General features: G+C 44.4%; 24 protein-coding genes. 15 read left to right on the top strand and 9 right to left on the bottom strand.

Annotation, left to right across the window (positions count from 1 at the left end):
* Positions 1 to 27: 27 nt before the first annotated feature.
* The 7 genes from VRK_RS07565 (at position 28) to VRK_RS07535 (ending at position 5,916) form a co-directional block, all read left to right on the top strand.
* The gene (locus VRK_RS07565) at positions 28 to 795 is read left to right on the top strand and encodes a DUF3450 domain-containing protein (protein WP_059120807.1); all 768 of its coding nucleotides are present in this window, start codon (positions 28 to 30) and stop codon (positions 793 to 795) included.
* A gap of 1 nt (position 796) precedes the next feature.
* Complete coding sequence (locus VRK_RS07560; RefSeq protein WP_059120806.1) at positions 797 to 2,158, top strand: MotA/TolQ/ExbB proton channel family protein; 1,362 nt, start codon at positions 797 to 799, stop codon at positions 2,156 to 2,158.
* On the top strand, positions 2,158 to 2,697 hold the full coding sequence (locus VRK_RS07555) for a MotA/TolQ/ExbB proton channel family protein (RefSeq protein WP_059120805.1): 540 nt from the start codon (positions 2,158 to 2,160) through the stop codon (positions 2,695 to 2,697). Before VRK_RS07560 ends, VRK_RS07555 begins: the two co-directional genes overlap by 1 nt.
* Positions 2,694 to 3,098: an ExbD/TolR family protein gene (locus VRK_RS07550; RefSeq protein ID WP_059120804.1), complete on the top strand. Its 405-nt coding sequence runs from the start codon at positions 2,694 to 2,696 to the stop codon at positions 3,096 to 3,098. The genes VRK_RS07555 and VRK_RS07550 overlap by 4 nt, the downstream gene beginning before the upstream one ends.
* Entirely contained in the window at positions 3,098 to 3,724 is a 627-nt protein-coding gene (locus tag VRK_RS07545; RefSeq protein WP_059120803.1) for an energy transducer TonB, read from the top strand. Before VRK_RS07550 ends, VRK_RS07545 begins: the two co-directional genes overlap by 1 nt.
* A gap of 2 nt (positions 3,725 to 3,726) precedes the next feature.
* Positions 3,727 to 4,902 carry a tetratricopeptide repeat protein gene (locus VRK_RS07540; RefSeq protein WP_231735751.1) on the top strand — a complete coding sequence of 392 codons (1,176 nt, stop codon included), beginning with the start codon at positions 3,727 to 3,729 and terminating at the stop codon, positions 4,900 to 4,902.
* 171 nt (positions 4,903 to 5,073) lie between these two features.
* On the top strand, positions 5,074 to 5,916 hold the full coding sequence (locus VRK_RS07535) for a DNA ligase (protein ID WP_059120801.1): 843 nt from the start codon (positions 5,074 to 5,076) through the stop codon (positions 5,914 to 5,916).
* A 115-nt stretch (positions 5,917 to 6,031) separates the two neighbouring features.
* Here VRK_RS07535 and VRK_RS07530 read toward each other — a convergent pair whose 3' ends face one another.
* The 3 genes from VRK_RS07530 to VRK_RS07520 form a co-directional block, all read right to left on the bottom strand.
* Entirely contained in the window at positions 6,032 to 7,402 is a 1,371-nt protein-coding gene (locus VRK_RS07530) for an MATE family efflux transporter (protein WP_059120800.1), read from the bottom strand.
* 414 nt (positions 7,403 to 7,816) lie between these two features.
* Complete coding sequence (locus VRK_RS07525; RefSeq protein ID WP_059120799.1) at positions 7,817 to 8,539, bottom strand: riboflavin synthase; 723 nt, start codon at positions 8,537 to 8,539, stop codon at positions 7,817 to 7,819.
* 306 nt (positions 8,540 to 8,845) lie between these two features.
* A complete protein-coding gene (locus tag VRK_RS07520) occupies positions 8,846 to 9,715 on the bottom strand; it encodes a fructosamine kinase family protein (RefSeq protein WP_059120798.1) in 870 nt (289 codons plus the stop codon).
* A gap of 296 nt (positions 9,716 to 10,011) precedes the next feature.
* On the opposite strand from VRK_RS07520, the gene VRK_RS07515 reads away from it, so the two are divergent.
* The 3 genes from VRK_RS07515 to nagK all read left to right on the top strand — a co-directional run bounded on the left by VRK_RS07515 (position 10,012) and on the right by nagK (position 13,715).
* Positions 10,012 to 10,353 carry a DUF3802 family protein gene (locus VRK_RS07515; RefSeq protein WP_059120797.1) on the top strand — a complete coding sequence of 114 codons (342 nt, stop codon included), beginning with the start codon at positions 10,012 to 10,014 and terminating at the stop codon, positions 10,351 to 10,353.
* A 139-nt stretch (positions 10,354 to 10,492) separates the two neighbouring features.
* A complete protein-coding gene (locus VRK_RS07510; protein ID WP_059120796.1) occupies positions 10,493 to 12,562 on the top strand; it encodes a methyl-accepting chemotaxis protein in 2,070 nt (689 codons plus the stop codon).
* Positions 12,563 to 12,803: 241 nt separating this feature from the next.
* A complete protein-coding gene (nagK, locus tag VRK_RS07505) occupies positions 12,804 to 13,715 on the top strand; it encodes an N-acetylglucosamine kinase (RefSeq protein WP_059120795.1) in 912 nt (303 codons plus the stop codon).
* A gap of 66 nt (positions 13,716 to 13,781) precedes the next feature.
* Here nagK and mobB read toward each other — a convergent pair whose 3' ends face one another.
* Both mobB and mobA read right to left on the bottom strand, forming a co-directional pair.
* A complete protein-coding gene (mobB, locus tag VRK_RS07500) occupies positions 13,782 to 14,342 on the bottom strand; it encodes a molybdopterin-guanine dinucleotide biosynthesis protein B (protein ID WP_059120794.1) in 561 nt (186 codons plus the stop codon).
* Between the two features lie 33 nt (positions 14,343 to 14,375).
* Positions 14,376 to 14,966 carry a molybdenum cofactor guanylyltransferase MobA gene (gene mobA, locus VRK_RS07495; RefSeq protein WP_059120793.1) on the bottom strand — a complete coding sequence of 197 codons (591 nt, stop codon included), beginning with the start codon at positions 14,964 to 14,966 and terminating at the stop codon, positions 14,376 to 14,378.
* A gap of 313 nt (positions 14,967 to 15,279) precedes the next feature.
* Between mobA and VRK_RS07490 the strand changes: the two genes are divergently transcribed.
* From VRK_RS07490 to cobB, 5 genes are all read left to right on the top strand, one after another.
* Positions 15,280 to 16,653 (top strand): sigma-54-dependent transcriptional regulator, encoded by a 1,374-nt coding sequence (locus VRK_RS07490; RefSeq protein WP_059120792.1) that lies wholly within the window; start codon positions 15,280 to 15,282, stop codon positions 16,651 to 16,653.
* A gap of 241 nt (positions 16,654 to 16,894) precedes the next feature.
* On the top strand, positions 16,895 to 17,278 hold the full coding sequence (locus tag VRK_RS07485) for a DUF3305 domain-containing protein (RefSeq protein ID WP_059120791.1): 384 nt from the start codon (positions 16,895 to 16,897) through the stop codon (positions 17,276 to 17,278).
* Positions 17,279 to 17,604: 326 nt separating this feature from the next.
* A complete protein-coding gene (locus tag VRK_RS07480; RefSeq protein ID WP_059120790.1) occupies positions 17,605 to 18,825 on the top strand; it encodes an ammonium transporter in 1,221 nt (406 codons plus the stop codon).
* Between the two features lie 288 nt (positions 18,826 to 19,113).
* The gene (locus VRK_RS07475) at positions 19,114 to 20,367 is read left to right on the top strand and encodes an aromatic amino acid transport family protein (protein ID WP_059120789.1); all 1,254 of its coding nucleotides are present in this window, start codon (positions 19,114 to 19,116) and stop codon (positions 20,365 to 20,367) included.
* Positions 20,368 to 20,556: 189 nt separating this feature from the next.
* Positions 20,557 to 21,273: a Sir2 family NAD+-dependent deacetylase gene (gene cobB / locus VRK_RS07470; protein ID WP_059120788.1), complete on the top strand. Its 717-nt coding sequence runs from the start codon at positions 20,557 to 20,559 to the stop codon at positions 21,271 to 21,273.
* Positions 21,274 to 21,390: 117 nt separating this feature from the next.
* Here the strand turns inward: cobB and VRK_RS07465 are convergent, their stop codons facing one another.
* From VRK_RS07465 to potA, 4 genes are all read right to left on the bottom strand, one after another.
* Positions 21,391 to 22,428: an extracellular solute-binding protein gene (locus VRK_RS07465; RefSeq protein ID WP_059120787.1), complete on the bottom strand. Its 1,038-nt coding sequence runs from the start codon at positions 22,426 to 22,428 to the stop codon at positions 21,391 to 21,393.
* A 159-nt stretch (positions 22,429 to 22,587) separates the two neighbouring features.
* Complete coding sequence (gene potC, locus VRK_RS07460) at positions 22,588 to 23,370, bottom strand: spermidine/putrescine ABC transporter permease PotC (RefSeq protein ID WP_059120786.1); 783 nt, start codon at positions 23,368 to 23,370, stop codon at positions 22,588 to 22,590.
* Between the two features lie 3 nt (positions 23,371 to 23,373).
* Entirely contained in the window at positions 23,374 to 24,231 is an 858-nt protein-coding gene (potB, locus tag VRK_RS07455; RefSeq protein WP_059120785.1) for a spermidine/putrescine ABC transporter permease PotB, read from the bottom strand.
* Complete coding sequence (gene potA, locus VRK_RS07450; protein WP_059120784.1) at positions 24,212 to 25,336, bottom strand: spermidine/putrescine ABC transporter ATP-binding protein PotA; 1,125 nt, start codon at positions 25,334 to 25,336, stop codon at positions 24,212 to 24,214. Before potA ends, potB begins: the two co-directional genes overlap by 20 nt.
* Positions 25,337 to 25,409: the final 73 nt, after the last annotated feature.

Here is a 25,409-nt window from a genome sequence, read left to right as displayed (position 1 = left end):
CAATTTGACGCAACCTACTTTATCTCTATGAATCGTTTCAGATACAGTGCATTCGCTTTGGCTGCATTGGCAGCATTTCCGACATTCGCAACAAAAATCGATCAGGCTCAATCCATTCAGGAAAAAACCAATCAGGCCTCCGCACACAGCCAGAAGGTCATTGATAAGAGTGCCTCTGAATCAATTGAACTGAAAGCATCCATCGAAAGGCTGAGAGAAGAGGTGAATAATTTACAAGTCTATCGCCATCATCTGAAGACCTTGATTGACAGCCAAAACCAAGAAATGACCAGTCTGACGCAACAAATCAATGATATCAAAGAGACCCGACAGGGGATTGTGCCGTTGATGTATCACATGATTGACGGACTGAAACAGATCATTGCACAAGATAAACCGATCAAGCTTGAACAGCGCCGGGCGCGAGTCGAGCAACTCACCGCGTTGATGGGGCGGGCCGATGTCAGTGAAGCGGAAAAATATCGTCGTATCTTAGAGGCTTACCAAATCGAAATGGACTACGGTAATAAGATTGCGACTTATCAGGATGATATTACCACCCCGGACGAGGTAACCCGTGAAGTGGATATTCTTTATGTGGGTCGTCTGAGTCTCATCGCGAGAAGTTTAAATCATCAGTCATTCTGGGTGTGGGACATGCAGTCTCATCAGTGGCTCAATGGCGATACCGCGCTGTTAGCACGCATCAATCAGGCGTTTGATTTAGCCAATCAACAGATTGCACCGACCTTGTTGGATGTTCCGGTTTCTCTTTCTGTTGCGGAGGCAAAATAAGATGAAATTGAAAGTATGCCTCAGCCTTTGTTTATTGGGCCTGACGACGCCGACCTTGGCTGATACGAACCAAAAGCCATTGGTCAATCAGGCACAAGCCGCACAACAACAGGAACGGCAACATAATCGTGAGAGAGAAGGGGCGTTTCAACAAACTGAGCAAACGTTACGTGAAGAAGCGGAACGCTTGCAAAAAAACAAAGCCGCCTTGCAAAAAGAGATTGACTCACTGACATCCCAATTCAGTAAGAATGAAAGCGCTTTGGCGAAACAGGAAGAAAAGCTCCGGCTTGAAACCGGCTCTCTGGGTGAAATCTTCGGTGTGGTGCGGCAAAACGCCAAAACCCTCAAATCAGATTTGTCCCATTCGATTACTCAGATTGACCGACAGACATATACACCGGTTGTCGATGACATTGTGGCCGCGAAATCTCTGCCATCACTCAAGCAGCTTAATGGGCTGTGGCAGAGTATGAATGAGCAAATCCGTGCGAGTGGTGAAGTCGCATCTGTGAATATTCCTTACGTCGATGAAGCGGGAATCAAAAAAACTGAAGCAGCTGCTCGTCTCGGTTCATTTGGTTTGATTACCGATCAAGGTTATATGAACTGGGATCATAACAAACAGGTGGCGATTCCTTATCTCAAGCAACCTGATGACGGACCGACGCTGGGCAGTATTGCACCATTACTGGCCGGTCAGACCCAGCCGCTGATTGTTGATCCGTCAAAAGGAACCTTACTGGCTCAGCTTGCTAATGCTCCGACCATGTTGGATCGGCTAAAAGCGGGCGGCGTTGTCGGGAATATCATTCTCGGTCTGCTTGCCATTGGTCTTATTATCGGCCTCTTCCGCGGCATTTCACTGGCTGTGATTAAACAAAAAATTAAAGCGCAACTGAAAACGCCGGAGCGACACGGCGATAATCCGTTAGGCCGGGTGCTGAGTGTTTATGACAAAGAAAAACACCGGAGTGTTGAAGCGTTGGAACTTCGTCTGCTGGAAGTTGTAGTTGATGAACAAAGCCATCTCGAAAAAGGATTGTCGATGCTCAAACTCCTTGCCGCGTTAGCACCGATGCTCGGGTTACTCGGGACCGTGACAGGGATGATTGAAACATTTCAGGTCATTACGCAGTTCGGGAACGGTGATCCGAAAGTGATGGCCGGCGGCATTTCAATGGCGTTGATTACCACGGTGCTGGGGCTGGTTGCTGCAATGCCGATGTTACTGGCACACAACATTCTTTCTTCTCAGGCTGAAAGTATTCGTACCATCCTTGAAAAACAGGGAATTGGCTTAGTGGCCGCACAAGCAGAAAACGATCAAGCCGCGAAAGATGATGTGGAGCAAGCTGCGTGATGGAAAGTTTTTTCATGCCATTTCACCAGTTACTGTTGCCGCTAAGCCATTTTATGGCTCAGGGCGGCACGGTGTTATGGTGGCTGGCAGCGGTTGTTTGTTTGAACTGGTTACTGGTGATTGAGCGTTTGATCTATCTGTTTTTTCATTTTCCCAAACAAAAACAGCGCTGGATTCAGGCATGGACTGAGCGAGATGATCAATCCTCGTGGTATGCCCGATCAATCCGTGAAGGTTGGCTGGGGCAGGCTCACAACGCGCTTCATCAGAATCTGAATTTTATCAAAGTGTTGGTGAGTATTTGTCCGATGTTAGGGTTGCTCGGGACGGTGACGGGGATGATTTCCGTCTTCGATGTGATGGCGAATCAAGGCAGCAGTAATCCGAAACTGATGGCCTCGGGAATTTCTCTGGCCACCCTGCCGACTATGGCGGGTATGGTTGCCGCGCTGGTGGGTATGTTTATCTATGCCCGACTGTATAAAAAATGTCAGTGGCTCGAAATGAAACTCGAAAAATCACTGAGGAGTCGTTTATGAGACTGGGAAGACGCTCAGTAAAGCAGGATGAAGCGCAGGTCGATCTGACCTCGATGTTGGATATCGTATTTATCATGCTGATCTTTTTCATTGTGACCAGTTCCTTTGTGCGTGAATCCGGTGTTGAAGTCAACCGGCCGAAGGCGGCACATGCAGTGAGCCAGAAACAGGCCGGTGTATTTGTGGCGATAACGTCTGCCAATGATATTTATATTGATAAGCGGCGTGTTGATGTCGAGCGGGTACAGGCAACTCTGGAACAGATGCTAATGGACAAACCCGATGCTTCTTTGGTGATCCAAGCCGATGAGCACGCTTATAACGGGACGGTCGTCCAAGTGATGGATGCAGCCAAGAGTGCCGGCGTGAAACAAATTGCATTGGCGGCGGAGAAACGGTAATGATGCGCTGGTTATTTGCTCTGCCGGTCGCGATTGTTTTTTCTGTCGGTCTGTTTAGCTTTATGGCTTGGATGGTGGATAACGGCTCGCATCAGAGACCTGAAGAGCAGAGTGCTTTGCAGTTTAATATGCTGATGACCGAACCGGATGATGCGGTGCAGCGCCGTCAGAGAACGGTGCCGGAAAAACCAAAGCCGCCTGAAGCACCGAAAATGATGACTGCCGCTCAGCAACAGTCGTCGGTCAATCATGCTCCGACGATGGCGTCTGTCCCTGAGTTGGGATTATCTGCGGGTTTGGACGGCGTGGCGATTCAGGCGCCTACGCTCGATATCAATGCAATAGGCAGCAGCCAGCAGGCCATTCCTCTTTATCAGGTGAAGCCTGATTATCCGCCGAAAGCGATGCGGCGGGAGATAGAGGGTTCTGTGACATTACAGTTCGATATTGATGAGACCGGACGGGCAGTCAATATTCAAGTGATCGACAGCCAGCCTAAACGGATTTTTGATCGGTCAGCCAGACGGGCGATCAGCCAGTGGAAGTTTCAGCCCCGGGTTGTCAACGGTAAGGCAGAGAAACAGGTGGGAATGACTCAGGTCATCAAGTTTGAGATGGATAAATGAAGATGAAATATATTTTTATCGGTTTGTTATGGCTCTATGCGAGCGCTGTCTCTGCGGTGGAACTGAGTCGTCATGTCGCAGCCCAAGTGATGCAAGCTCAAAAACAGGTCGAGCAACAGCAATTGGAACAGGCGATTCAGACCTTGCGTGCAGTCACCGCGGCGAAACCACAAGACAAGGCTTATATCGCTTTACTTTTAGCCAATTACTACTGGCAAAATGGCCAAAGTAAACCTGCGATTGAGCAAGCACGTTACGCGGTCACATCAAACCAGCTCAAAGATGAACTGAGCTGGTCAGCCAAGCGGATGCTGGCAGATCTGTTGGCGAATGATCATCAGTATCAAGAAGCAGTAACCTATTATCGGCAGTTGGCAGACAACGCACCACCGAAAAAAGATCTGTCCCAACTCTGGTTGCGAATCGGACAGATTCATTATCTGTTATCTCAGTGGCAACAAGTATTGGATGCGATCTCCCGGTATGAAGATTTCCAACTGCCAGATGCGGTGACGCCACTCTCAATTCAGTTGGGGGCACAAATCCAGCTGACTCGGTACAAAGCTGCAATTCCAACCATTAAGCGGTTGCTGGCGCTTGAACCTGAGCAGCGTAACTGGTGGTTGCAATTGGTGAATATGGAGCTCAAAACCAAACAGTTCCGCTCAGCGCTTGCTTCATTAGAATTGGCACGACTGAAAGGCGTGAAACTTTCGGAACAGAATCTGAAATTGCTCGCGAGTCTTTATGCCCAAAACGGCATTCCTGAAAGAGCGGCCCGGGTGATGGCTGAGTTGGCTGGGCAATCCTCACCGACACTTGAAGAACTCACCCAAACGGCTTACTACTGGCAGCAGGCAAAAGAGTGGGATAAAGCCATTGAAAACTGGCAGCTCGCAGCCCAACACGATAAAAAATATTACCGGAACGTTGCCCGCTTACAATTACAGCAAGGAAATTATCAGGAGTCGCTTGACGCATTGGCCTTATTGCAAGGGCACGCTCAAGCCGCAGATATTGCATTGCTACGGACGCAAGCACTCTACAAGCTCAATCAATTTGAGCAGGCACTCAGTCAGGCGAAGAAGGCCGATAGCCTTCAACCGTCCCACGAGGCTAAAAGTTGGATTAAGTACCTGACCCAGTTGCATGAATATCGAAAAAACAGAGAGTCTTAACTACACACTTCGAGCCATATCACAACATTGATGAGTCGTCATGTCACTGATGAATGGGAAATCTAAGACTCCCTCGAATAGAAGCCAGAGATGAGATGACGTCTCTATTACGCTCAGTCATGTTATCGGCAGATCAACCGATAACAGGATATTGCTACTGTGAAGATAAAAATGACCCTTCTTTCGCTCCTGATTCTGGCACAAGGAGCTAACGCTGGATTACATGATGAATTTCCTGAACAAGTCATGTTGGCCAATACCTACACACCCAACCGTGATGAACTTGAATTCAGCCATTATCGAGTCAGTGAAAAACTGGATGGTATTCGCGGGGTTTGGGACGGCAAGCAGTTACGAACTCGAAATGGTACGCAGATTCATGCCCCACAGTGGTTTTTACGCCAGTTGCCGCCGTTTCCGGTTGAGGGTGAACTCTGGGCTGGCAGAGGGCAGTTTCATTTAGTTCAGCAGACGATTTTGGATCAGCATCCTGATCCGAAAAGCTGGCAACAGGTGTCATTCATGTTGTTCGATATCCCTTTCGGTATCGGCCCTTATCATCAACGCTATCAGAAAATAGAATCATGGTTACTCAGCCGGCCCGATATTTCCAATATTCGTCTGATTCAGCAATTTGCTTTGACATCGCAAAAGGCGCTGGACAAATTTATGCAGCGCATCATTCAAGCCAATGGCGAAGGGATTATGTTACGTGACTGGAATGCTGTTTATCATTCCGGGCGTAGTGAAACGTTGCTTAAGATGAAACCCTATCTGGATGATGAAGCTCAGGTGATTGGTTATAAAAAAGGAAAAGGGAAATATCAGAATCAGGTCGGGGCACTCCTGGTACGAGATCGCCGTGGAATAGAGTTTTATATTGGTAGTGGTTTGACTGATCAGCAGAGAACATCACCTCCGACGATCGGGAGCTGGATTACTTATCGTTATGACCGGATAACCGCAAAAGGAAAGCCTCGCTTTGCTCGATTTCTCCGTGAACGGCTACTTTGAATCAAAATTTTTCAATGGTTTTTCTGATGATGATTGTGAGTTCAGAGGCAGAGGGGACCAAAAATAACGGGGATGCGTTGCATCCCCCGGTTAAAATAATCTTGTAGTTATCGCATTATGATGAAGCCACATTCAATTTAGGAATCGCATGTTGTTTGAAGATCCATCCGAGCCGACTCCCTAACATCAGTGCCGCTGAAGAGAGACCAATAATAAATCCGACCCAGAATCCGGCAACGCCCATCGGTTCCACAATCCAGTTCGTCAGAGCCAGAATACAACCGAAAGGCAGTCCGAATAACCAATAAGCAATAAAGGTAATGTAGAAAAGGGCCTTCATGTCTTTATAGCCTCGCAAAGCACCGGCAGAGACAACCTGAATCGAATCGGTGCATTGATAAATCGCCGCGATAAACAGTAGGTGAGCCGCCAAAGCAATGACTTCAAGGTTGTCTGTATACATCCAAGCCAGTTGCTCTCGGAACACGACGGTCAACGTTGCTGTGATGACTGCGGTACTAAGACCTAAGCCGATCCCGACTTTTGAGGCGATGATTGATCCTTCAAAGTCATCTTCTCCCAGAGTATGGCCGACCCGGATACTGACCGCAGCACCGATACTCATCGGGAGCATAAATATCATGGATGAGAAGTTCACGGCAATTTGGTGGGCTGCCACAACGGTCGCGCCGAATTTGGCAACAAGCAGCGCAACCACCGCAAAGAGTGATACTTCAAAGAAAATCGCTGCCGAGACAGGAAGGCCTAAACTGAAAATCCGAATCTGTTCTTTCTTATTGATATGAGAAAGTGACTTGAAGGGGGATATCGGCTCCAGTCGTTTTGAAGTGATGATATAAAAACATAGCATCGAGAACATCAGCCAATAGACAATTGCTGTTGCGACCCCACACCCGACACCGCCCAATGCCGGTGCCCCGAACTTACCGTAGACGAAGATCCAGTTCAGCGGAATATTGACCAGTAAGCCGAGGAAACCAATCACCATCGCAGGTTTGGTCATCGACATTCCATCCGTGAAGTTTCTCAGTGCCTGAAAGAGCAAAAATGCTGGCGCACCAAACATCATGGCATACATGTAGTGGCTAGTCTTGGCTGCCAGAGGGGCATCTATATCCATCCAGGCCATAATTTGATTGGTCTGGAATAAAATCAGAATGGTCGGGATGGTGAGCAAAAGGGCAGTATAAATGCCTTGCTGAACTTCATTCGGAATGTGGTTCTGCTTTCCTGCACCATTTAACTGAGCAATCACAGGCACTAAAGCCATCAGAATTCCCATGCCGAAAAGAATGGTTGGCATCCATATACTGCCTGCGACGGCCACCGCGGCCATATCGACAGCACTGGCACCACCTGCCATGACGGTGTCAACAAACCCCATCCCCGTTTGCGCCACTGAGGCGATCAACACAGGAACAGCAAGGTTAAATAATTTTTTTGTTTCTACTTTATAGAGGTGCACAAATTTACCCAATGAGACAAAAAATAAAACATAATTTACTGCTATTTATATATACCCTTATGCTCTGACAAGAGATCGTATCTGATCTCTGACACCTCATTGGGTATATAACTGCAGCCCGATAGCTTGAGCCCTGCTTGAGATGATATGGATGAACCCGAGTCATCTCATTTTGCATATCCCTGCACTGACAATATTCAATGAAACTATTATATGAGCGTCATATGAGTGTCGTCTGAATATATTCTATCACTGTCATACTAAGGAGGCAGCAATAATGTTTACAGGAATCATTCAAAGTATCGCAAAAGTTGTTCGAATAGAACGAAAAAATAGCCTTTATATTCATTTGATTGCATTATGAGCAGCTTGACTGAAGCTAGGGTCGGCTACCCTAGCTCATGATACTACCAATTATGAGTGGTCAGATTTGGAGAGTGCTTTTTGAGCAGCTTGACCGATAGACTCAATATCGGTGTTATTTGCGGCTAAGAACTGCTCGAATAATGGCATTAAAGCGCCCATTTTCTCATCAATGGCATCGCGTACCGTATCTACAACTACTTGTGTACCTCGCTCAATTTCTACATTGATATTTGAACCGCTCTGCTTTTCTTCGAAAGTCGTCATTCTTCGGGTTTCTGGGATCAGCCAAACATCAAACCAGCCTTCATTTTTATTTACGTCCGAAACAGTCAAACTCGCACCATTCAAGGCAATATAACCTTTGGGGAAGATGTACTTACCCCATTCGCGTGGTACTGAAATACGGACACGATAGTTATCATCGATTTGTTGCACGTCAAGAACTGACGTCTTGAAATCAATGTGTCCCGAGAGTGGATGCCCGCCAATTTCGGCCCCATCTTTTGCGGCGCGTTCTACATTGACTCTTTGGTTCTGCTCGTATTCGCTCAACGTGGTAATCTCCAGACTTTTCAGCATGACGTCAAACTTCACTTTTGTGGTCGTAACTATCTCAGTAACCGTTAAGCAAACCCCATCAACCGCAACGCTCGCACCAATTTCCAGGTTATTGCAGAAACCAGGTTTAAACTCAATGTTAAACGTTCTTATGCCTTTGTGGTCACTGATTGATGAGATAAGACCGACAGACTGAATGATACCTGTGAACATTGGTGTTTCTCCTGTTATACCCATGTGACAGTGTCGTTGTCAGTATTTTGAACCAGTTGTCACTTAATTCCTAGCGTCTTCTCTCATGACGAATGGCCTATACACAAAAATAAGTTGGTGTCGGTTCCTGAAGTAACAGAGCACGCCTTGCTTATAGTTTCAGGATTGCTTGACGGTTGGTGAGTAAATGCATGTTGAATGAACACAGACGATGATCGACTCCGTCGAAACTGTGCACCAAGAAAGACCGATCAGGTCATTATTTCCGGCATGTTTTTTTGCCCGGTGATGATGACTATTCCCAAATTATAACTCTTCTAAAACATAGCGAATCAGTTGTTGGGCATCATCGAGATAATGGCCGCCAAAGCAGTTACAGTGGTTGAGAATGTGATAGAGATTATAAATATGCTTACGTTCTTGGTAAGCCAGATCTAACGGAAAAATACTTTCATAACCTTGATAGAATTCAGGTTCGAATCCTCCGAACAGTTCTGTCATGGCAATATCACATTCCCGATCTCCCCAATAACTGGCTGGGTCAAAACAAAAGGGGGCGTGTCCGTTGTCAGCCACATTGCCATGCCATAAATCCCCATGGAGTAATGAGGGATTAGGTTGATGAGACCCAAGTCGTTGGGCGATGAGTTCGACAAATTTGTCGATATCAACAAATACGATTCCTTTTTCATAAAGCAGTTGCAATTGCCAGCCGATTCGCTGTTCAGCAAAAAAGCGATGCCATTTTTTGTTCCATGAATTGGGCTGGATGGTTACACCAATATAGTTATCTTGATCAAAACCATATTCTTTTTGTTCTTCCCATTGATGGAGACGTGCTAACTGTTCACCGAAAAGGTAGCTGCGTTCTCCGCTCTCCAACGGTCTTAAATTGATATAATCCAGCACAAGAAAAGCATGAGTCTTTGAACTGCCGACTAATCGTACTTTAGGAAGATGAACACTATGACTACGCGCAAGAACCTTGAGGTTATCTTGTTCGCAAATCAATTGTGAGAGTCCTTCTTTCTCCATGACTTTGACAAAATACTTTTCGTGCCCGTCACCAATGACATAGCAGGCATTGATATCACTGCCATGAATTCTTTGTCTTTCGTGAATTTGAAACTCTCTGCCTAATGTAAGTGATAGTTGTTCTAAGATACCTTGCCACATAACGATTACCTCGCAATCACGCCTTCGTAAGTCTAGGTGAGAGTCAATCATTTTTCCTATTCTTTATAATTAATAGTGACTTGGATAGGATACATCCCCCTAATAGTGTGATTTAATGCATATTCTACTGTTCCGATTTGAACATTCAGTTCTTGAAATTCGTTACAAATTGTCTATAGACTGTGCTAAACGTTCAAAAACAATAATTTTCTGAGCAGCACTACTGTAAAAATTACGTTCTATAATTAAAATAGAAGTATCGCTGGCTTAGACATGAATCATCGTGGAGTACAAAAGTGGTTGTAGAAACCGAAGGCTATCTGGCATTGATCGAGCATCTCTCATTAAATCTCGACGTGTTCATGCACGAAGGCGATATAGGTCAGGAGAGTGTTGAAGACGTTGTCACGGATCTAGTTGCAAGTAATATTATGGATATTTTCGAACAGAATCCTGAGCTTCACTCAACTGTCCGCTTTCAACTCCTGAAGGAAGCAGATATGGTTGCCGAAGATTTGGAAGAAGTGCTGGCTGGATGCTGGAAGAAAAAAGCAACCAATGAGCAGATTAGTTTTCTGGATGAGTTTATCTCGTTAATGAAGAACCTGTTTGATACAGCTGTTGCAAAGTATGATTGAGTATGAAGAATAATCAGCTTTAATGTTAGATTTTAGTGATATAATTATCACTGTCATAAATTTGTCATATAACTGTTACACGACTGAAATTTTTTATTCTTAGCATCAACGACAGGTATTCACCAGATGACCAACTCAGATGCTACATATTTTCAAATTTTTTTCCTCATCTTCCCTGATCAGAATTATTAGTGCTTGTTTCGTTGCTTTCATTCTGTTTGTTGTGCTGCTTTCCTACCAAGGACTCCGCGGGCTCCATTCTGTTGCCGGGCAGTTTGATCATTTATCCAACCGGGCATTCCCTCTGGCAATTACCAATGCGCGGCTTGTGCAAGCTATTCTAGAGAATACCAAGCTGATGAGTGCCGGTATTCGAACCGTACAACAAGATCAACTCACCCAAATTCGTGCTGGTATTGTTCAAAAAATCAATGCAACGCAAAGCTTGTTAGAACAGCTCAAGCAAGAGGAGGAGGAGGATACGATTCAGCAGAGCAGTCTCACTAAAGAACAGGTCGATACGATTATTCGTGATGTGGACACATTTGTCTCTCTCAGCCGTTCATTGATGTCGATACAAGCTGAGAAGCTAAAAGATCAAGTGCAGTTAAAAGATGCCGCTGAGACTTTTCGTTATGGCGTGAGTTCTATCGGACCAGAAATGAACCGTATTGCCAACATGCTGGCTTTTGAAAATCCGGAAGCAATGGATGCCGCAAATCGTTTTGTTGCCAATGCAGCAAAAATGGAAAGTCTGTTTTTGATGCTGATGATGGAGAAAGATGAAGCCGCTGCCCAAAAGTTTTATAAGACACTGAGAACCCGTGAGTCGGCAGTGTCACTGGCTTTCGATGATTTTCGGGAAATGTATCCCGAAGTGTCTGAATTTGCCAGTCTGACTGCCCCTTACGAACTCATGGAGAAAGGGTTTGCTGAACACGGTGTCATCAAGCAGGTGCTGGCACAAATTGGCTTGATCCACAAACAAGATGAGCAACTCAATCAAGCGATCGGTATTGCAACCGGAACCATTCAGAAACTGGATGAGATTTCACAGGATGCCAGTCAGCAGATTAAGAATAATCAGTCTCTGGTGAAAGAGACGCTCAGTCTGACAACCACTGCTCAGATGTGGTTCATGGTGATTGCGATTATTGTTTTGGTTATCGTTTGGTTTCTTCTACGCCGCTGGGTGCTGCACAGTCTGCGTCATATTCTGACAGAATTGCATTCTCTGGCACAAAAAAACTTCTCGGATAATTTGATTGAATCAGGCCCGTCAGAACTGAGAAAGGTTGCCAGAAATCTGAATGAAGTGATTGATGCCATCCGTCTTTCACTTAATCAAGTCACGGAAACGTCCTCATCACTCTATCAGGCTTCTGAAATCAGTCATCAAGCTTCAGAAAGTAGTCAGCGACGTTTGACGCGCCAAAATGAAGCACTGGCAGGAATGAGCACCACCATGACTGAAATTGAAGCTTCGATTAGCGAAATTGCATCAATTACCGGCGATACTCATCAAGAAAGCCAACTATCCGTTGCTCATGCCCAGAAAGGACTCGAAGTGCTGCTTCAGAATCAGGATGCGTTGAAATCTCTCAATGCACGGCTGGACAGTAGTGATGATGCAATGAATGAATTAGTTGAGCGGGTTGATCAGATTCAGGGCATGGTCAATCTGATCAGCGGGATTGCTGAGAATACCAATTTGCTTGCCTTAAACGCTGCAATAGAAGCTGCGAGAGCGGGAGAACAGGGCCGGGGGTTCGCTGTGGTTGCCGATGAAGTCAGAAAGTTAGCAAGCGGTACATCTGAACAGACAACCAACATTCGTCAACTCATGTCAGAGTTGGTTTCATCCGCAAATCGATCACGTCAGGCCGTGAATGATTCACGCGAGCAGATGTCACTGGCATTACAGTCAGGGGAAGAAGTTAAGTCGTCATTCACTTCGATTGAATTATCCGTTCAAGGCATTTGTACGCGTGTTGAACAGATCTCTGTCGCGGCGGAACAGCAAGAAAAAGCCACGGCAGAGGTGAATCATTCCATCGCGTTAATTGCTGAACAGGGACAGCATACGGCGTTAAGTTTACAGGAAGTCGTCGGTAGTGCCGGGCAGGTTTCTGACATCGCAAATCAGCAACAGACGATGTTGTCACAATATCAATTGTCAGCAATATCAACCACCGCAGCATCCGCTTAAACCTCATCTATTTTATCTCGGTGCCAGGCATCTTGTTTGGCACCGATTCATTTCTGGATGTATCATATCCGCATTGGATTCGCTCAAAGCTTTGCCATGAAAAGCTGTGCCATGAAATAGTGGCGTCACATCCAAATCTTTATGGGCCTTGTCAATATAAAACAGAGATGCGGATGCATCTGCATTCACCAGTCAGGGAGCCCACCCAAGACCATCATAGTATTTATAGAGGGGTTGCGAGATGTATTACGGCTTTGACGTCGGTGGAACGAAAATTGAGTTTGGTGCATTCGATACGACATTAACCAGAGTCGCAACCGAACGGTTATTAACGCCGTTGCAGTGTTATGACCGGTTTATCGAGGTGATCGCAAAACAGGTTGAAAAGTATGATGAAATTTTGGGCTGTGTTGGTCAAGTCGGTTTGGGGCTGCCCGGGACAGAACGTGTTGATGATGGCACGCTGTTGGCGGTTAACATTCCGGGTATCAATGGCCGTCGTTTACGTCAGGACTTGGAAAAACGCCTGCAACGGCCCGTCCGGTTAGAAAACGATGCGAATTGTTTCATCTTGTCTGAAGCATGGGATGATTCGCTGCGGGACTGTCCTTCGGTGATGGGGCTCATTTTAGGGACTGGATTTGGTGGTGGGCTTGTCTATCGTGGTGAAGTCTTTTCCGGCAGAAATCATGTCGCAGGAGAAGTTGGACATATGCGGATACCAATTGATGCATGGTTTTGGTTAGGAGACAATCCGCCTTTATTCCAATGTGGATGTGGTCAGCAGGGGTGTCTGGAGAGCTATATTTCTGGTCGCGGATTTGAGGGGTTGTATCAACACCGGCACGGTCAATTCAAACCAGCCGTCGAGATCATTGAGAATTTTTACGCAGGTGATATGACAGCGAGTGCCTTTGTTGATTTTTTCATCGAACTTCTGGCGATATGTCTCGGGAATTTATTTACCGCCCATGATCCGCATACAGTTGTTCTTGGTGGAGGATTATCAAATTTTGAACGGCTCTATCAAGAGCTGCCGCAGCGGATTCCGCGCTATTTGTTGCCCATCGCACAATGTCCGGAAATCAGAAAAGCAAAATATGGTGCAACCGGAGGTGTCCGGGGCGCTGCATTTTTGAATCTTCAACCTTGAATACGACAATGTCGGTATTGTTCTATTGTGGTGCAGCAGTCTGATTCATTCAGGCGGTGATGCCGTTCATTTCGTATGAGACAAAAAATCCTGTACATATTGCATCACAAATTCAGCAATCTGAGCGACATCATTCAGATCTAGACAAGGCAGCGGGCAAGAAATAACGCGATCCGTTGCGACTGCAATAATATCCGGATCATCAGGATAGAGCCACGGCTTGTTGGTTTGGTGACGGTGTAACTCTATTTTGGGGAAACACTGTTCCTTACATCCTTCAACCAGAATTAAATCCAGACGCTCTGTGTCAAACTGTTGTAGTAAATGATAAAAATCGGGAGATGTTGATGTCTCTGGAGATGTCGCGGAAAATTCGGTGGTCAGAATCGTTCGCTCCGGTGTCGAAAGTAAGGTTTGAAATGCTCCCGCTTTACGCAGCCGAAAACTATCTTTTCCGGGTTTATCTTGTTCGATGACATGATGTGAATGTTTATAAACTCCCACGCGGATACCGCGTGCAATAAATACAGGAATCAAGGATTCAAGCAAGGTTGTTTTTCCGGTTCCGGAAAAAGCCGCAAAGCCGAGCACCGGGATATTGGGCAGTTTGTCTGAAAGACTGGTCATGTGAATGATCTACCTCAGCAGGTTGTTTCGGGATCAGGCCAGCTGTTGATCTTTCGGATTTAACAGTTGTTCTGGAGTATTCACATTCATGAACATCGCCTGAATATCGTGACAATCAACGGGACGGGCTCCGACTTGGTCAAAAAAGCGCATCACTTTTCGCTCGCCTTGTTCTAGAAAGTGTTCAAGCTGAGCGAGAACAGAACGGTGAGCGAGGGCATAAACCGGCTGATATTTTTCACCGTCATGAGCGACATAGACCTTTCCGCCACTCTCGCTTGCCTGACAGAAACGCTGAGCCAAATCGTGGCTGACTTGAGGGCCATCACAGGGAAGAATGCCAACCCATTCCGTTTTAGCATGTTTTAAGGCACTGTGTAGTCCTGCCAGAGGGCCGGGGTAATCCGGATAGAGATCTTCAATGACGGGGGCGTATTGCCGGTAAGCCGCTTGATTACGATTGGCACAGATCCAAAGAGAGGAGACCTGAGGTTGCAGCGCGTCAATCACCCGCTGGATTAATGGCTGTCCCTGATAAACTAACAGTCCTTTATCATGACCACCCATTCGCGAAGATTGACCTCCGGCAAGAATCACCCAAGTAATTTGATGTTCTTCAAGCATATTGTATTTACTTCATACCGAGACAGGCTGCCACTTTATCTCAATCATAATTTATCTCAACTACAATCTTGTTAACAGCAAGCTGGTTTAACGATAATGCCGCTGTCTGGTTGGTGATGTGCACTTTGGCTACTTTTGAAATAAGATCACGAAACAATTGAAGAAATGACATGGATTTGATGAATCGTTAGGCGAAATGATGACAATAATGTCAAGGTGGGCGACAATATTCCGTATGATATTCCGTATGATATACCGAATAATAGATTTCTTTGTCCGAAAAGAGTTGATCATCTAACTGAGAATCATACTTGTGAAATTCCTGACCGAACGACAATTCCTGACTTTTTCTGTATTGATTATTAGCCGGCAGCCAGAAGTTCAAGTGCAGTTTGTCCGGGCTTTATCTGGTTTGGTTTCCGGATTAGATACGATCAGTAATCTACAGGATGATAGTAAGTTATTGGCACTCTATGACCTGATCATTCTGGATGTCAATGTGTGTCAACCCCATGAAGTAACTCAAATCGCGTCATGTTTTGAAGGCGAAATATTACTGTTGTTGAGTGAAAATGAACTCAAGTCAGACCTCATGCAAGGACGCTATTACCTATTGCCCCCATTAAACGAGCATCAAATTCAGCAGGCTGTTAAATGTGCCTTGCAACGATTGACTGAAACCCAAAAATATACAGTGCTGACACAGACATTAGATAAGTATCATCAGACAATCATTGTTGGAAATTCGGAGAGAACGAAATATCTCAAGCAACAGATCATGCAATATGCCCCATCAAAAGCACCAGTTTTGATCGAGGGCGAAGCCGGGACGGGTAAAGAGTTGGCAGCACGAGCTATCCATGAAGCGAGTGGGAGAGTCGGGCCTTTCGTCGTGGTGAATTGTGCGGATATACATTCGGACTCATTGGTTATAGAACGGCTGTTCCACCATGGTGGTTCATTACGCCTTGCCAATCATGGGACGTTATTTTTAGATGGCATTGAAAATATCTCTGCCGATTTTCAACATATTTTGGTTCAGTTACTTGAAGGGCGAACTGTTCAGTCACAAGGGGGAAGTTCATCGTATTTAATTGATGTCCGTTTAATATCCACAAGTACGAAAGAGATGCTCAATATTGTTAGAGAAAATGAATTTTGCAGAGAATTATATGAGCGCTTATCGGTATTGAAAATGAATGTTTCACCATTGCGGGATAGATTGGGTGATTTAAGAGAATTATTCCCTTATTTAACCCGACGCCTTTGTAAGCAATTATCACTGCCCATACCAACATGGTTAAATGAATACGATTTTTATCAAGGTAAATATAGTTGGCCAGGTAATATAAGAGAAGTTATTAATCTAATTGAACGATGCTTGATTATAAATAAATCCCCTAATGATTATTGGCATGAATATATGATGCAGACATCACAACATGCATCTAAAGTGATGATTACCGTTTCTCACCACAGTGAAATTCCTGAATTTCACCCCTCAAAATCACAAACGCTGGTGCGTGGTTATCCTAGTGATTGGAGTCTTCGAGAAATAGAGAGGTCCCATATACAGAAGGTGGTTGATTTTTATGATGGTAATAAATCAGCTGCGGCTCGGCAGCTCGGTATTTCAAGAAAAACACTGGATAGGAAATATAAAGAATGGCAATCAGAGTCTGATTAAGATCACTAAAATGAGTCATGTTACCTTTTTTACAATAAAAAACCCCACCAATACTTCACTCTTCTCTAAAAAATGAGACATCTGATTATTTATTGATACGCTATTCTATCCTGATATTCGGATATTAAACCTTATTTTTTATATTGGCATTACGATAGTTTCCATACAAAATATTGTAATAAATAAAAATTGGGATAACCGAATATTTAATGCCTGTTATTAAAGAATAAGAGCGAAGAAAATGTCATATTTAACAAAATCTACAAAGTCAGAAATTACATGGCTAATTGAATGTCAGTTTATTGAACATCAGATCACAGCCGGAGCATGGATCATAATACAAAAGCAGTTAGTTGGGTTTGAATTGATTCCTGATCCTGCCTCGGAAAATCTTGGTCTGTTACAACTTCACCGTCGTGAAAAAAAAGACTACCGAAATAACTTAAAATCCAGAGAGCCCAAACTTTATGCGATATTAAACACAACCCCTCAAAGAGAAATTCGAATGTTGACGGCATCTCCTCGAACAGCTCGACAATTTATGGATCAAGAATATTTGGTTCTGTCGAATAGGATGCCAAATGAAGTCAGGGCATGGATTGCGTCCTATATTGATAAGCGCTAGCGCTGATATCGAGAATTGTTTCACTAAATGGGGTGCCCAATATTGATGCATAAAATCAATATTGGTGCACTCCTTTATGTTGTTACAATGTTTAACGATGTTGAATAAATAAGATAGTATTTATAATTCAATTAGTTACTATTAATTCGTTGCGCGTTTATCTCTGTTGTATAACTTGGCACAAATACTGCTTTACTCGCTGCAAACTATTATTTTCCCCAAAATGGGGATTTTTCATTTTTATTGGCACTAAGTTAGGGCAGTTCATGAGAGAAATAATTCTTTTAGGGATACCCGGTGCAGTTGAATTAATGGAGAGAACGCGAATGGAGCACAACTTAAGTCAAGTTCAGGGGGCAGTCCAGACCCTGACTCAGAGTTCAGATACATTGTTTTTATTGCTGGGTGCGATCATGGTTTTTCTGATGCACGCTGGCTTTGCTTTTCTGGAGGTTGGTACAGTCCGGAAGAAAAATCAGGTCAATGCTTTGGTCAAAATACTGGTTGATTTCGGCGTCTCAACCATCGCCTATTTTTTCATCGGTTACTGGATTGCATACCATACGACTTTTTTCTCGAGTGCCGAAGTCCTTGCTGCCGGTAATGGTTATGCATTGGTTAAATTTTTCTTTCTGCTGACTTTTGCGGCTGCGATTCCTGCGATTGTTTCTGGTGGCATCGCTGAGAGAGCACGTTTTCATCCCATCATGATCGCAACCTTTTTTACGGTTGGTGTGATTTATCCATTTTTCGAAGGGACGATCTGGAATGGAAACTTCCAATTCCAAAACTGGCTTGAGACTCAGTTCGGCCATCCTTTCCATGACTTTGCCGGTTCGGTCGTCGTTCACGCCGTAGGCGGATGGATTGCACTGGTTGCCGTGATCTTTTTGGGGATGAGGAAAGGGCGAATTAGGGCAGGAAAACACACCAACTTCGCGCCATCAAATATTCCATTTCTTGCTTTAGGTGCTTGGATCCTCAGTGTGGGATGGTTTGGTTTTAATGTGATGTCTGCGCAAACGCTCAATGGGATTAGCGGTCTTGTTGCGATGAATTCCCTCATGGCAATGGTCGGTGGGATTCTGGCTGCCTTTATTGTCGGAAAAAATGACCCCGGATTTATTCATAACGGACCTTTGGCTGGTTTAGTCGCAGTGTGTGCCGGTTCGGATCTGATGCATCCCCTTGGTGCATTGATAACGGGGGGGATCGCGGGTGTCCTGTTTGTTTGGGTCTTTACTTGGCTACAAAATAAAACCCATATTGATGATGTATTAGGGGTTTGGCCACTACATGGTCTATGTGGTGCTTGGGGCGGTATTGCCGCAGGTATTTTTGGTCAGCAGTCACTCGGGGGTATCGGTGGAGTGAGCTTTGCTTCTCAGTTGCTGGGAACCATCGCGGGCATTCTCGTGGCGCTATTTGGCGCGTTGATTGTTTATGGTTCACTTCAGAAAATCACAGGCTTGAGGCTTTCTGAGGAAGATGAGTTCAATGGTGCTGATCTATCAATTCATAAAATTTCCACTATTAATGAAGAATAAACCCTAACGGACAAGGCACGGGGTTTATCCCCGTGCATATTGGCAGATGTGACGATTGGCTTAATTTGAGCAACATCTTGTCAACAACCTCATTTCGCATCATTTTTTCTTATCCATATGATTAAAAATAATCATGTATAGCACGTTAAATTCGTGACCCGGATTGACTTTTACTAAGCTTCTCTTCAAGTTCATTCACTTCTGTATTCCCAAAACTTCTCATTGCTGGTCAAATATAACTGAAACTTATTTTTAGTATATTATTTTACCAATGATGAGAAACTTAACATGAACACAACAATATTAGTACAAAATAACAAATATTCATCTGGTAAATGGACTTACAAAGATTTTACATGGTGCCTCTCTCTGTTTGGAACAGCAGTCGGAGCTGGCGTACTTTTCCTGCCGATTAAAGCAGGTGCCGGTGGTTTTTGGCCATTAGTCATTCTTGCCCTGATTGCCGCCCCGATGACATGGTTTGCGCATAAAAGTCTGGCGCGTTTTGTATTATCAGCTAAGCATCCGGAATCCGATATTACGGATACGGTTGAAGAACATTTTGGGAAAACCGGAGCCAATCTGATTACATTTGCTTATTTTTTCGCAATTTATCCAATCGTGTTAATTTATGGTGTGGGAATTACCAACACGGTGGATTCATTTTTAGTACATCAACTTGCATTGCCATCGATTCCCCGCTGGTTATTGTCAGGCGTATTAATTCTTACGATGACGGGTGGGGTGGTATTTGGTAAAAGCCTAATGCTGAAAGCAACGTCACTGATGGTTTATCCGCTGGTGTTGATCTTACTCGCACTATCGGTTTATCTGATTCCGGACTGGAATACATCAATGATAGAAGTCAAACCGGATTGGTCGGGAATGCCGATGATTATTTGGTTGGCGATTCCACTGATTGTCTTTTCGTTTAATCACAGCCCGATTATTAGTCAATTTACCAAAGAACAACGGCTAACTTACAGTGATGATGCTGCACAAAAGACAGATATGATTACCGGTGGCGCGGCATTTATGTTGATGGCATTTGTCATGTTTTTTGTGTTTTCGGTCGTTTTATCTCTTTCTCCGGAACAACTCGCTATTGCCAAAGCACAAAATATTTCCGTGTTGTCTTATCTGGCGAATGAACATGGTTCACCGTTGATCTCTTATTTGGGACCTATCGTGGCGTTTGCTGCGATCACATCCAGCTATTTTGGTCATTTTCTTGGTGCACATGAAGGATTGGTCGGGCTGATTAAATCTCGCAGCAACATGGCGGTAAAATCAATTGACAGAGCTTCTCTGATTTTCATCGTATTGACGACATGGATCGTTGCCATGATTAATCCGAGCATTTTAGGTATGATTGAAACTATGGGAGCACCGATGATTGCTGCCATTTTGTTTATTATGCCAGTCTATGCCATGAGACGCGTCGGGGCGATGAAGAAGTTCAGAACCACGGTTCCGGTACAAATTTTTACGGTGATCTGTGGGTTGGCTGCAATCACCTCGGTCATTTGTGGCGCTTTATAAATATTTGCCAATCTTCTGAAACCTGCACAACCCCACCGGTGTTATTATCGCCTGTGGGGTTGTTGTTTTTGAGTCCAGCGCAGCGTCTTGCCAATTGATGGCGGATGATAAGGTATACTATTGTCTATTTTTTTCTGTAAAAAAGATCAGGTATATTAAGGTCAAAACATGAAAGCATAAGGATATGACATGCACTATCCATATCGTAATATTGTTGTTCTCACTGGTGCCGGAATTTCCGCGGAATCAGGGATTCAAACGTTCAGGGCGCAGGATGGCCTTTGGGAAAATCATAGCATCGAAGATGTTGCAACTCCCGAAGGGTTTGAACGTAACCCGGAACTGGTCCAGAATTTTTATAATCAACGGCGGCGGAAACTTCTTTCTGCATCGATTCAACCGAATCCAGCCCATCTCGCTTTAGGTAAACTTGAAGCTGAACTCGATGGCCTGGTTACCGTCATTACACAAAATATTGATAATTTGCATGAGCGTGGTGGCAGTAAAAATGTGATCCATATGCATGGCGAATTGTTGAAAGCGCGTTGCTGCGAATCACAGCAAGTGATTGACCAAACCGATGATTTGAATATGGGGGATCTTTGCCATTGCTGTCAGATACCGTCTCAATTACGTCCTCATATTGTGTGGTTTGGTGAAATGCCGTTGAGAATGGGGGACATCTATACTGCACTTGAACAAGCGGATTTATTTATTTCCATCGGCACATCAGGAGTGGTTTACCCTGCGGCTGGTTTTGTTCATGATGCAAAAATGCATGGTGCCCATACAATAGAAATTAATCTTGAGCCGAGTGCCGTTGAAAGTGAATTTGTCGAAAAGCGTTATGGCAAGGCCAGTATTGAGGTGCCGAAACTGGTCGATGAGTTGCTTGCGTCTGATTAGGGCATTGGCTGAAGGGATGTCCGGTTTTATCGCAGTTAATCAAGCATAAAAAAAGTGGCCAAAGCCACTTTTTTTATTGGAAGGACACTGTCAGTTCCTGCGCGGACAACAATATCATTAGTTACTGACTTTCAGTTTTTGGAAATACGATTCGTACAAATGGTTGGCATCACCGACTTCATCTTGCCAAACACCGCTGTCCATCACGGATTGAGGCGGGAAGATATTCGGATCATTGGCAAATTCGCTTGGCAACAGTTTATAGGCCGTTTTAACGGGGGTCGGATAACCGATTTCCAGCGCAATTTTAGCTGCATTTTCAGGACGAAGCAGGAAATCAATCATTTTATGAGCAGCTTTAATATGTTTGGCACCAGAAGGGATTGCCAGACTATCCATCCAGAAAATCGTGCCTTTTTCCGGCCATACGATATCAATGGGTGCACCTTCTTGCCGTGCCATATAAGCAGAACCATTCCATAACATTCCCAGCGAAACTTCACCGGCAATATATGGATTTGCCGGAAAATCCGAGTTGAAAACCAGTACGTTCGGAACGAGCGATTTTAATGCTTCGTAAGCTGCTTTAATCTCATCAGGATTGGTAGTATTCGGTGAGTAACCCAGCTTTGATAATGCGATATGAAAAACTTCGCGTGCGTCATCCATCAGTAATAGCTGACCTTTCCATTGAGGATCCCATAAATCATCCCAGCGATGGATCGTTGATTTATTGATAATATCAGTGTTGACTCCGATGCCTGTCGCACCCCAGATATAAGGGATTGAATAGTTGTTATTCGGATCAAACGATTTATTCAGATAATTGGGATCCAGTCCGTCAAAGTGAGATAGGAGAGATTTGTCAATCGGTTGCAACATGCCTTCTTTGCGCATTTTCGAGACAAAGTAAGTGGATGGCACAACTAAATCATAACCTGAGCCCTGAGTCTTCAACTTTGCGTACATCGTTTCATTCGATTCGTAAGTTGAATAGATCACTTTAATCCCGGTTTCTTTGGTAAACTCCTGAAGGACTTCATTTGGAATATATTCAGACCAGTTATAAAAATAGAGTGTCTGATCATCTGCCATACTGTAGCCAGAAAATAACGCGGCTGTAGACAAAATACCTGCAAAAAATTTATTTTTCATCGTTACTATGGATCCCTGTTAACCATGGAAAATTTAAATCACACAGATGGAGTGATGCAATTCATCTGTGCAATTATGGAATTGAAAATAATTAATGATAGCAAATGAAGTTTGCTTAAAATTTCAAAGAATGAAGCCTTCCTTATCTTTGTGGCAATCTTATTTTTGATGAAGTTGGAACTTATCTCTCCCGATATAATGAGAAATAACAACCAGTGTAAATGATATCAGTAACATCACTGTAGCCAGCGCGTTTACTTCCGGAGAAATACCGACTTTCACCATTGAGTAAATTTTTAAAGGGAGTATTTCGTAGCTCGGCCCGGTGACAAACGAGCTGATAATGACATCATCCAGTGAGAGAGTAAAGCTAATCAGCCAACCAGAGGCCACGGCTGGTTTAGCTAACGGGAAAATGATTTGATACAAAATCACCCATTCACTGGCCCCCAAATCCCGGGCAGCTTCCAGCATTTTGACGTCAAAACCATTAAGACGCGTATAGACGGCAACGACGACAAAAGGCAGACAAAATGTAATATGGGAAAAGAATAACGTCAAAAAACCGAGATGGACGCCTATCACAAGGAAAAGGGCCAACAGAGAAATCGCCATCACGATATCCGGGGACATCATCACGACAAACAACATTCCGTTGACAAGTGGTTTGCCTCGAAACCGATAACGAAATAGTGCGACTGCGGTCAAACTACCGATAATTGTAGCCGTTGTTGCCGAAAACACCGCGACATTTAAAGAGTGCCATGCCGCCTGCATCAAACTGTCATTTTCGATGAGAGAGTCATACCACTTGGTGGAGAAACCATCCCATCTCATGCCAAATTTATTGGCATTGAATGAATTGACGATTAAGACAAAAATCGGAAGGTACAGAAAACTATAGACGATCGTCATCAAACTAAAACGAAAGATTTTTGTCATGATTTAAAGTTCCATTTTTCTGTTTAACAGCCGGCCTGTCTTATAATAAACATAAAGTAACAACGCCATGACGAGTGTAAGAGCGATGCTGGTTGCTGCGCCTGCCGGCCAGTCTCGCGCATTAAGTATTTGGCTCTTAATAATATTACCGATCAGCGGGTTTTTCGCACCGCCCAATAAATCAGAAATATAAAACATGCCAAGTGCGGGTAATAGCACTAATAAACAGCCACCGATTATTCCCGGCATTGTGAGGGGAATGATAATTTTGATTAACGTCTGAAACTTATTTGCACCGAGATCTTGTGCGGCTTCCACATAAGCGTAATCCAGTTTTTCGAATGCCGAGTAAAGCGGCAGAATCATAAAAGGGAGTAAAATATAGACAAGCCCGATCATGACGGCAATTTCGGTATACATGACTCGAAATGGGGTATCAATCAGCCCTAAAGCAAGCAGTGATTTATTCAAGATACCATTGGTTCCTATGACGATTTTCAAACCATAGGTCCGAATCAAGGAGTTGGTCCAGAATGGCACGATCACTAGAAATAGCAGGAAAGGGCGACGGGACGCCGGCATTTTTGCAATTGCAAATGCAAAAGGGTAACCGATGAGCAGACAGAGCAATGTCGCGATTCCCGCCATATAAAATGAATGCGCCAGCACTTTGATATAGAGTGGGTCGATCAGGCGGATATAGTTTTCCCACGTGAGTGTGAAGTTGATCAGATTGGTCTCATCTCTAGTGAGAAAGCTTGTCCCGATCACCATCAAGTTAGGGATGAAAACAAAGAGCAGCAACCAGCTTACAATCAAATAGATAATCGCTTGGCGCAAACTAATTCGGGGTATTTTCATCCAGAACGACCTCCCAACTTTCAACCCAAGTGAGCACAACTTTTTGCCCGAGAGAGTGATCGACATCAGGGTCATCTTCGTTGAAAAACTCACTGACCATGATGCGCAAACCGGACGACAATTCAACCACTGAATCCAACGTCATCCCTTTGTAGGTTCGATCGATCACATGTCCGGTAATCCCTTCGCTATCCGTTTCTTTCACTTCTTTGAGACGAATATCTTCAGGGCGTAACAAAACCTGAAGCCGCTGGCCGGCAACCACAGGTTTATCGAAGTCAATGATCGCATTCGTCCCTTCGATTGAAACGAGAATCCGTTTGTCATCAACTCGTTTGATCGTCACAGCTTCAAAGACATTGATTTCACCGATAAAGCGAGCGACGAAAAGGTTTTTCGGATCTTCATAAATTGCTTTCGGTGTGCCGTCTTGTTCAATATAACCGTCTCTCATGACAATAATACGATCTGACATCGATAGCGCTTCTTCCTGATCATGGGTGACGAAAATGAAAGTAATCCCCAACTGGCGCTGAAGCTGTTTGAGTTCGACCTGCATTTGTTGACGCAGTTTATAGTCTAGTGCAGATAATGACTCATCCAGCAAGAGCACTTTCGGTTTATTGACCATGGCCCGGGCAATCGCAACCCGTTGTTGCTGTCCACCGGACAACTGATGAGGTTTGCGTCCGGCATAATCGTCTAATCGCACCATTTTCAGTACCTCTAATACTCTGGTGTGAATATCCGCTGCCGGCACTTTTCGCATTCTCAACCCAAAGGCTACATTGTCAAAGACCGTCATATGCGGGAAGAGGGCATAACTTTGGAACACGGTATTGACATTACGATGTTCTGCCGGAATGGCTGTGACATCCTGTCCGTCGAGAAAAATATTGCCCTGATCGGCTGATTCAAATCCCGCAACCATTCTCAGGATGGTTGTTTTACCACATCCGGATGGCCCGAGAATGGTTAAAAACTCACCGTGATTAACTTGCAATGAAAAGTTATCAATGATTTTTTTCCCGTCGTAACTCTTACTCATTCCTATCAGAGAAACCACGGGCGATTCATGTGGTTGTGCTGCGTTCAATGTTTCCATTTCTCCATTGAAAGGCTGAGACTGTCAGCGTCGATTAAGGTATATCTCATGGCGATCCATGCTATTCGCTGCA

The organism is Vibrio sp. MEBiC08052 (genome assembly GCF_001506075.1).
GTDB lineage: Bacteria > Pseudomonadota > Gammaproteobacteria > Enterobacterales > Vibrionaceae > Vibrio.
The sequence above is the reverse complement of the archived record's forward strand: the minus strand, read 5'-3'. Positions and strand labels throughout refer to the sequence as shown.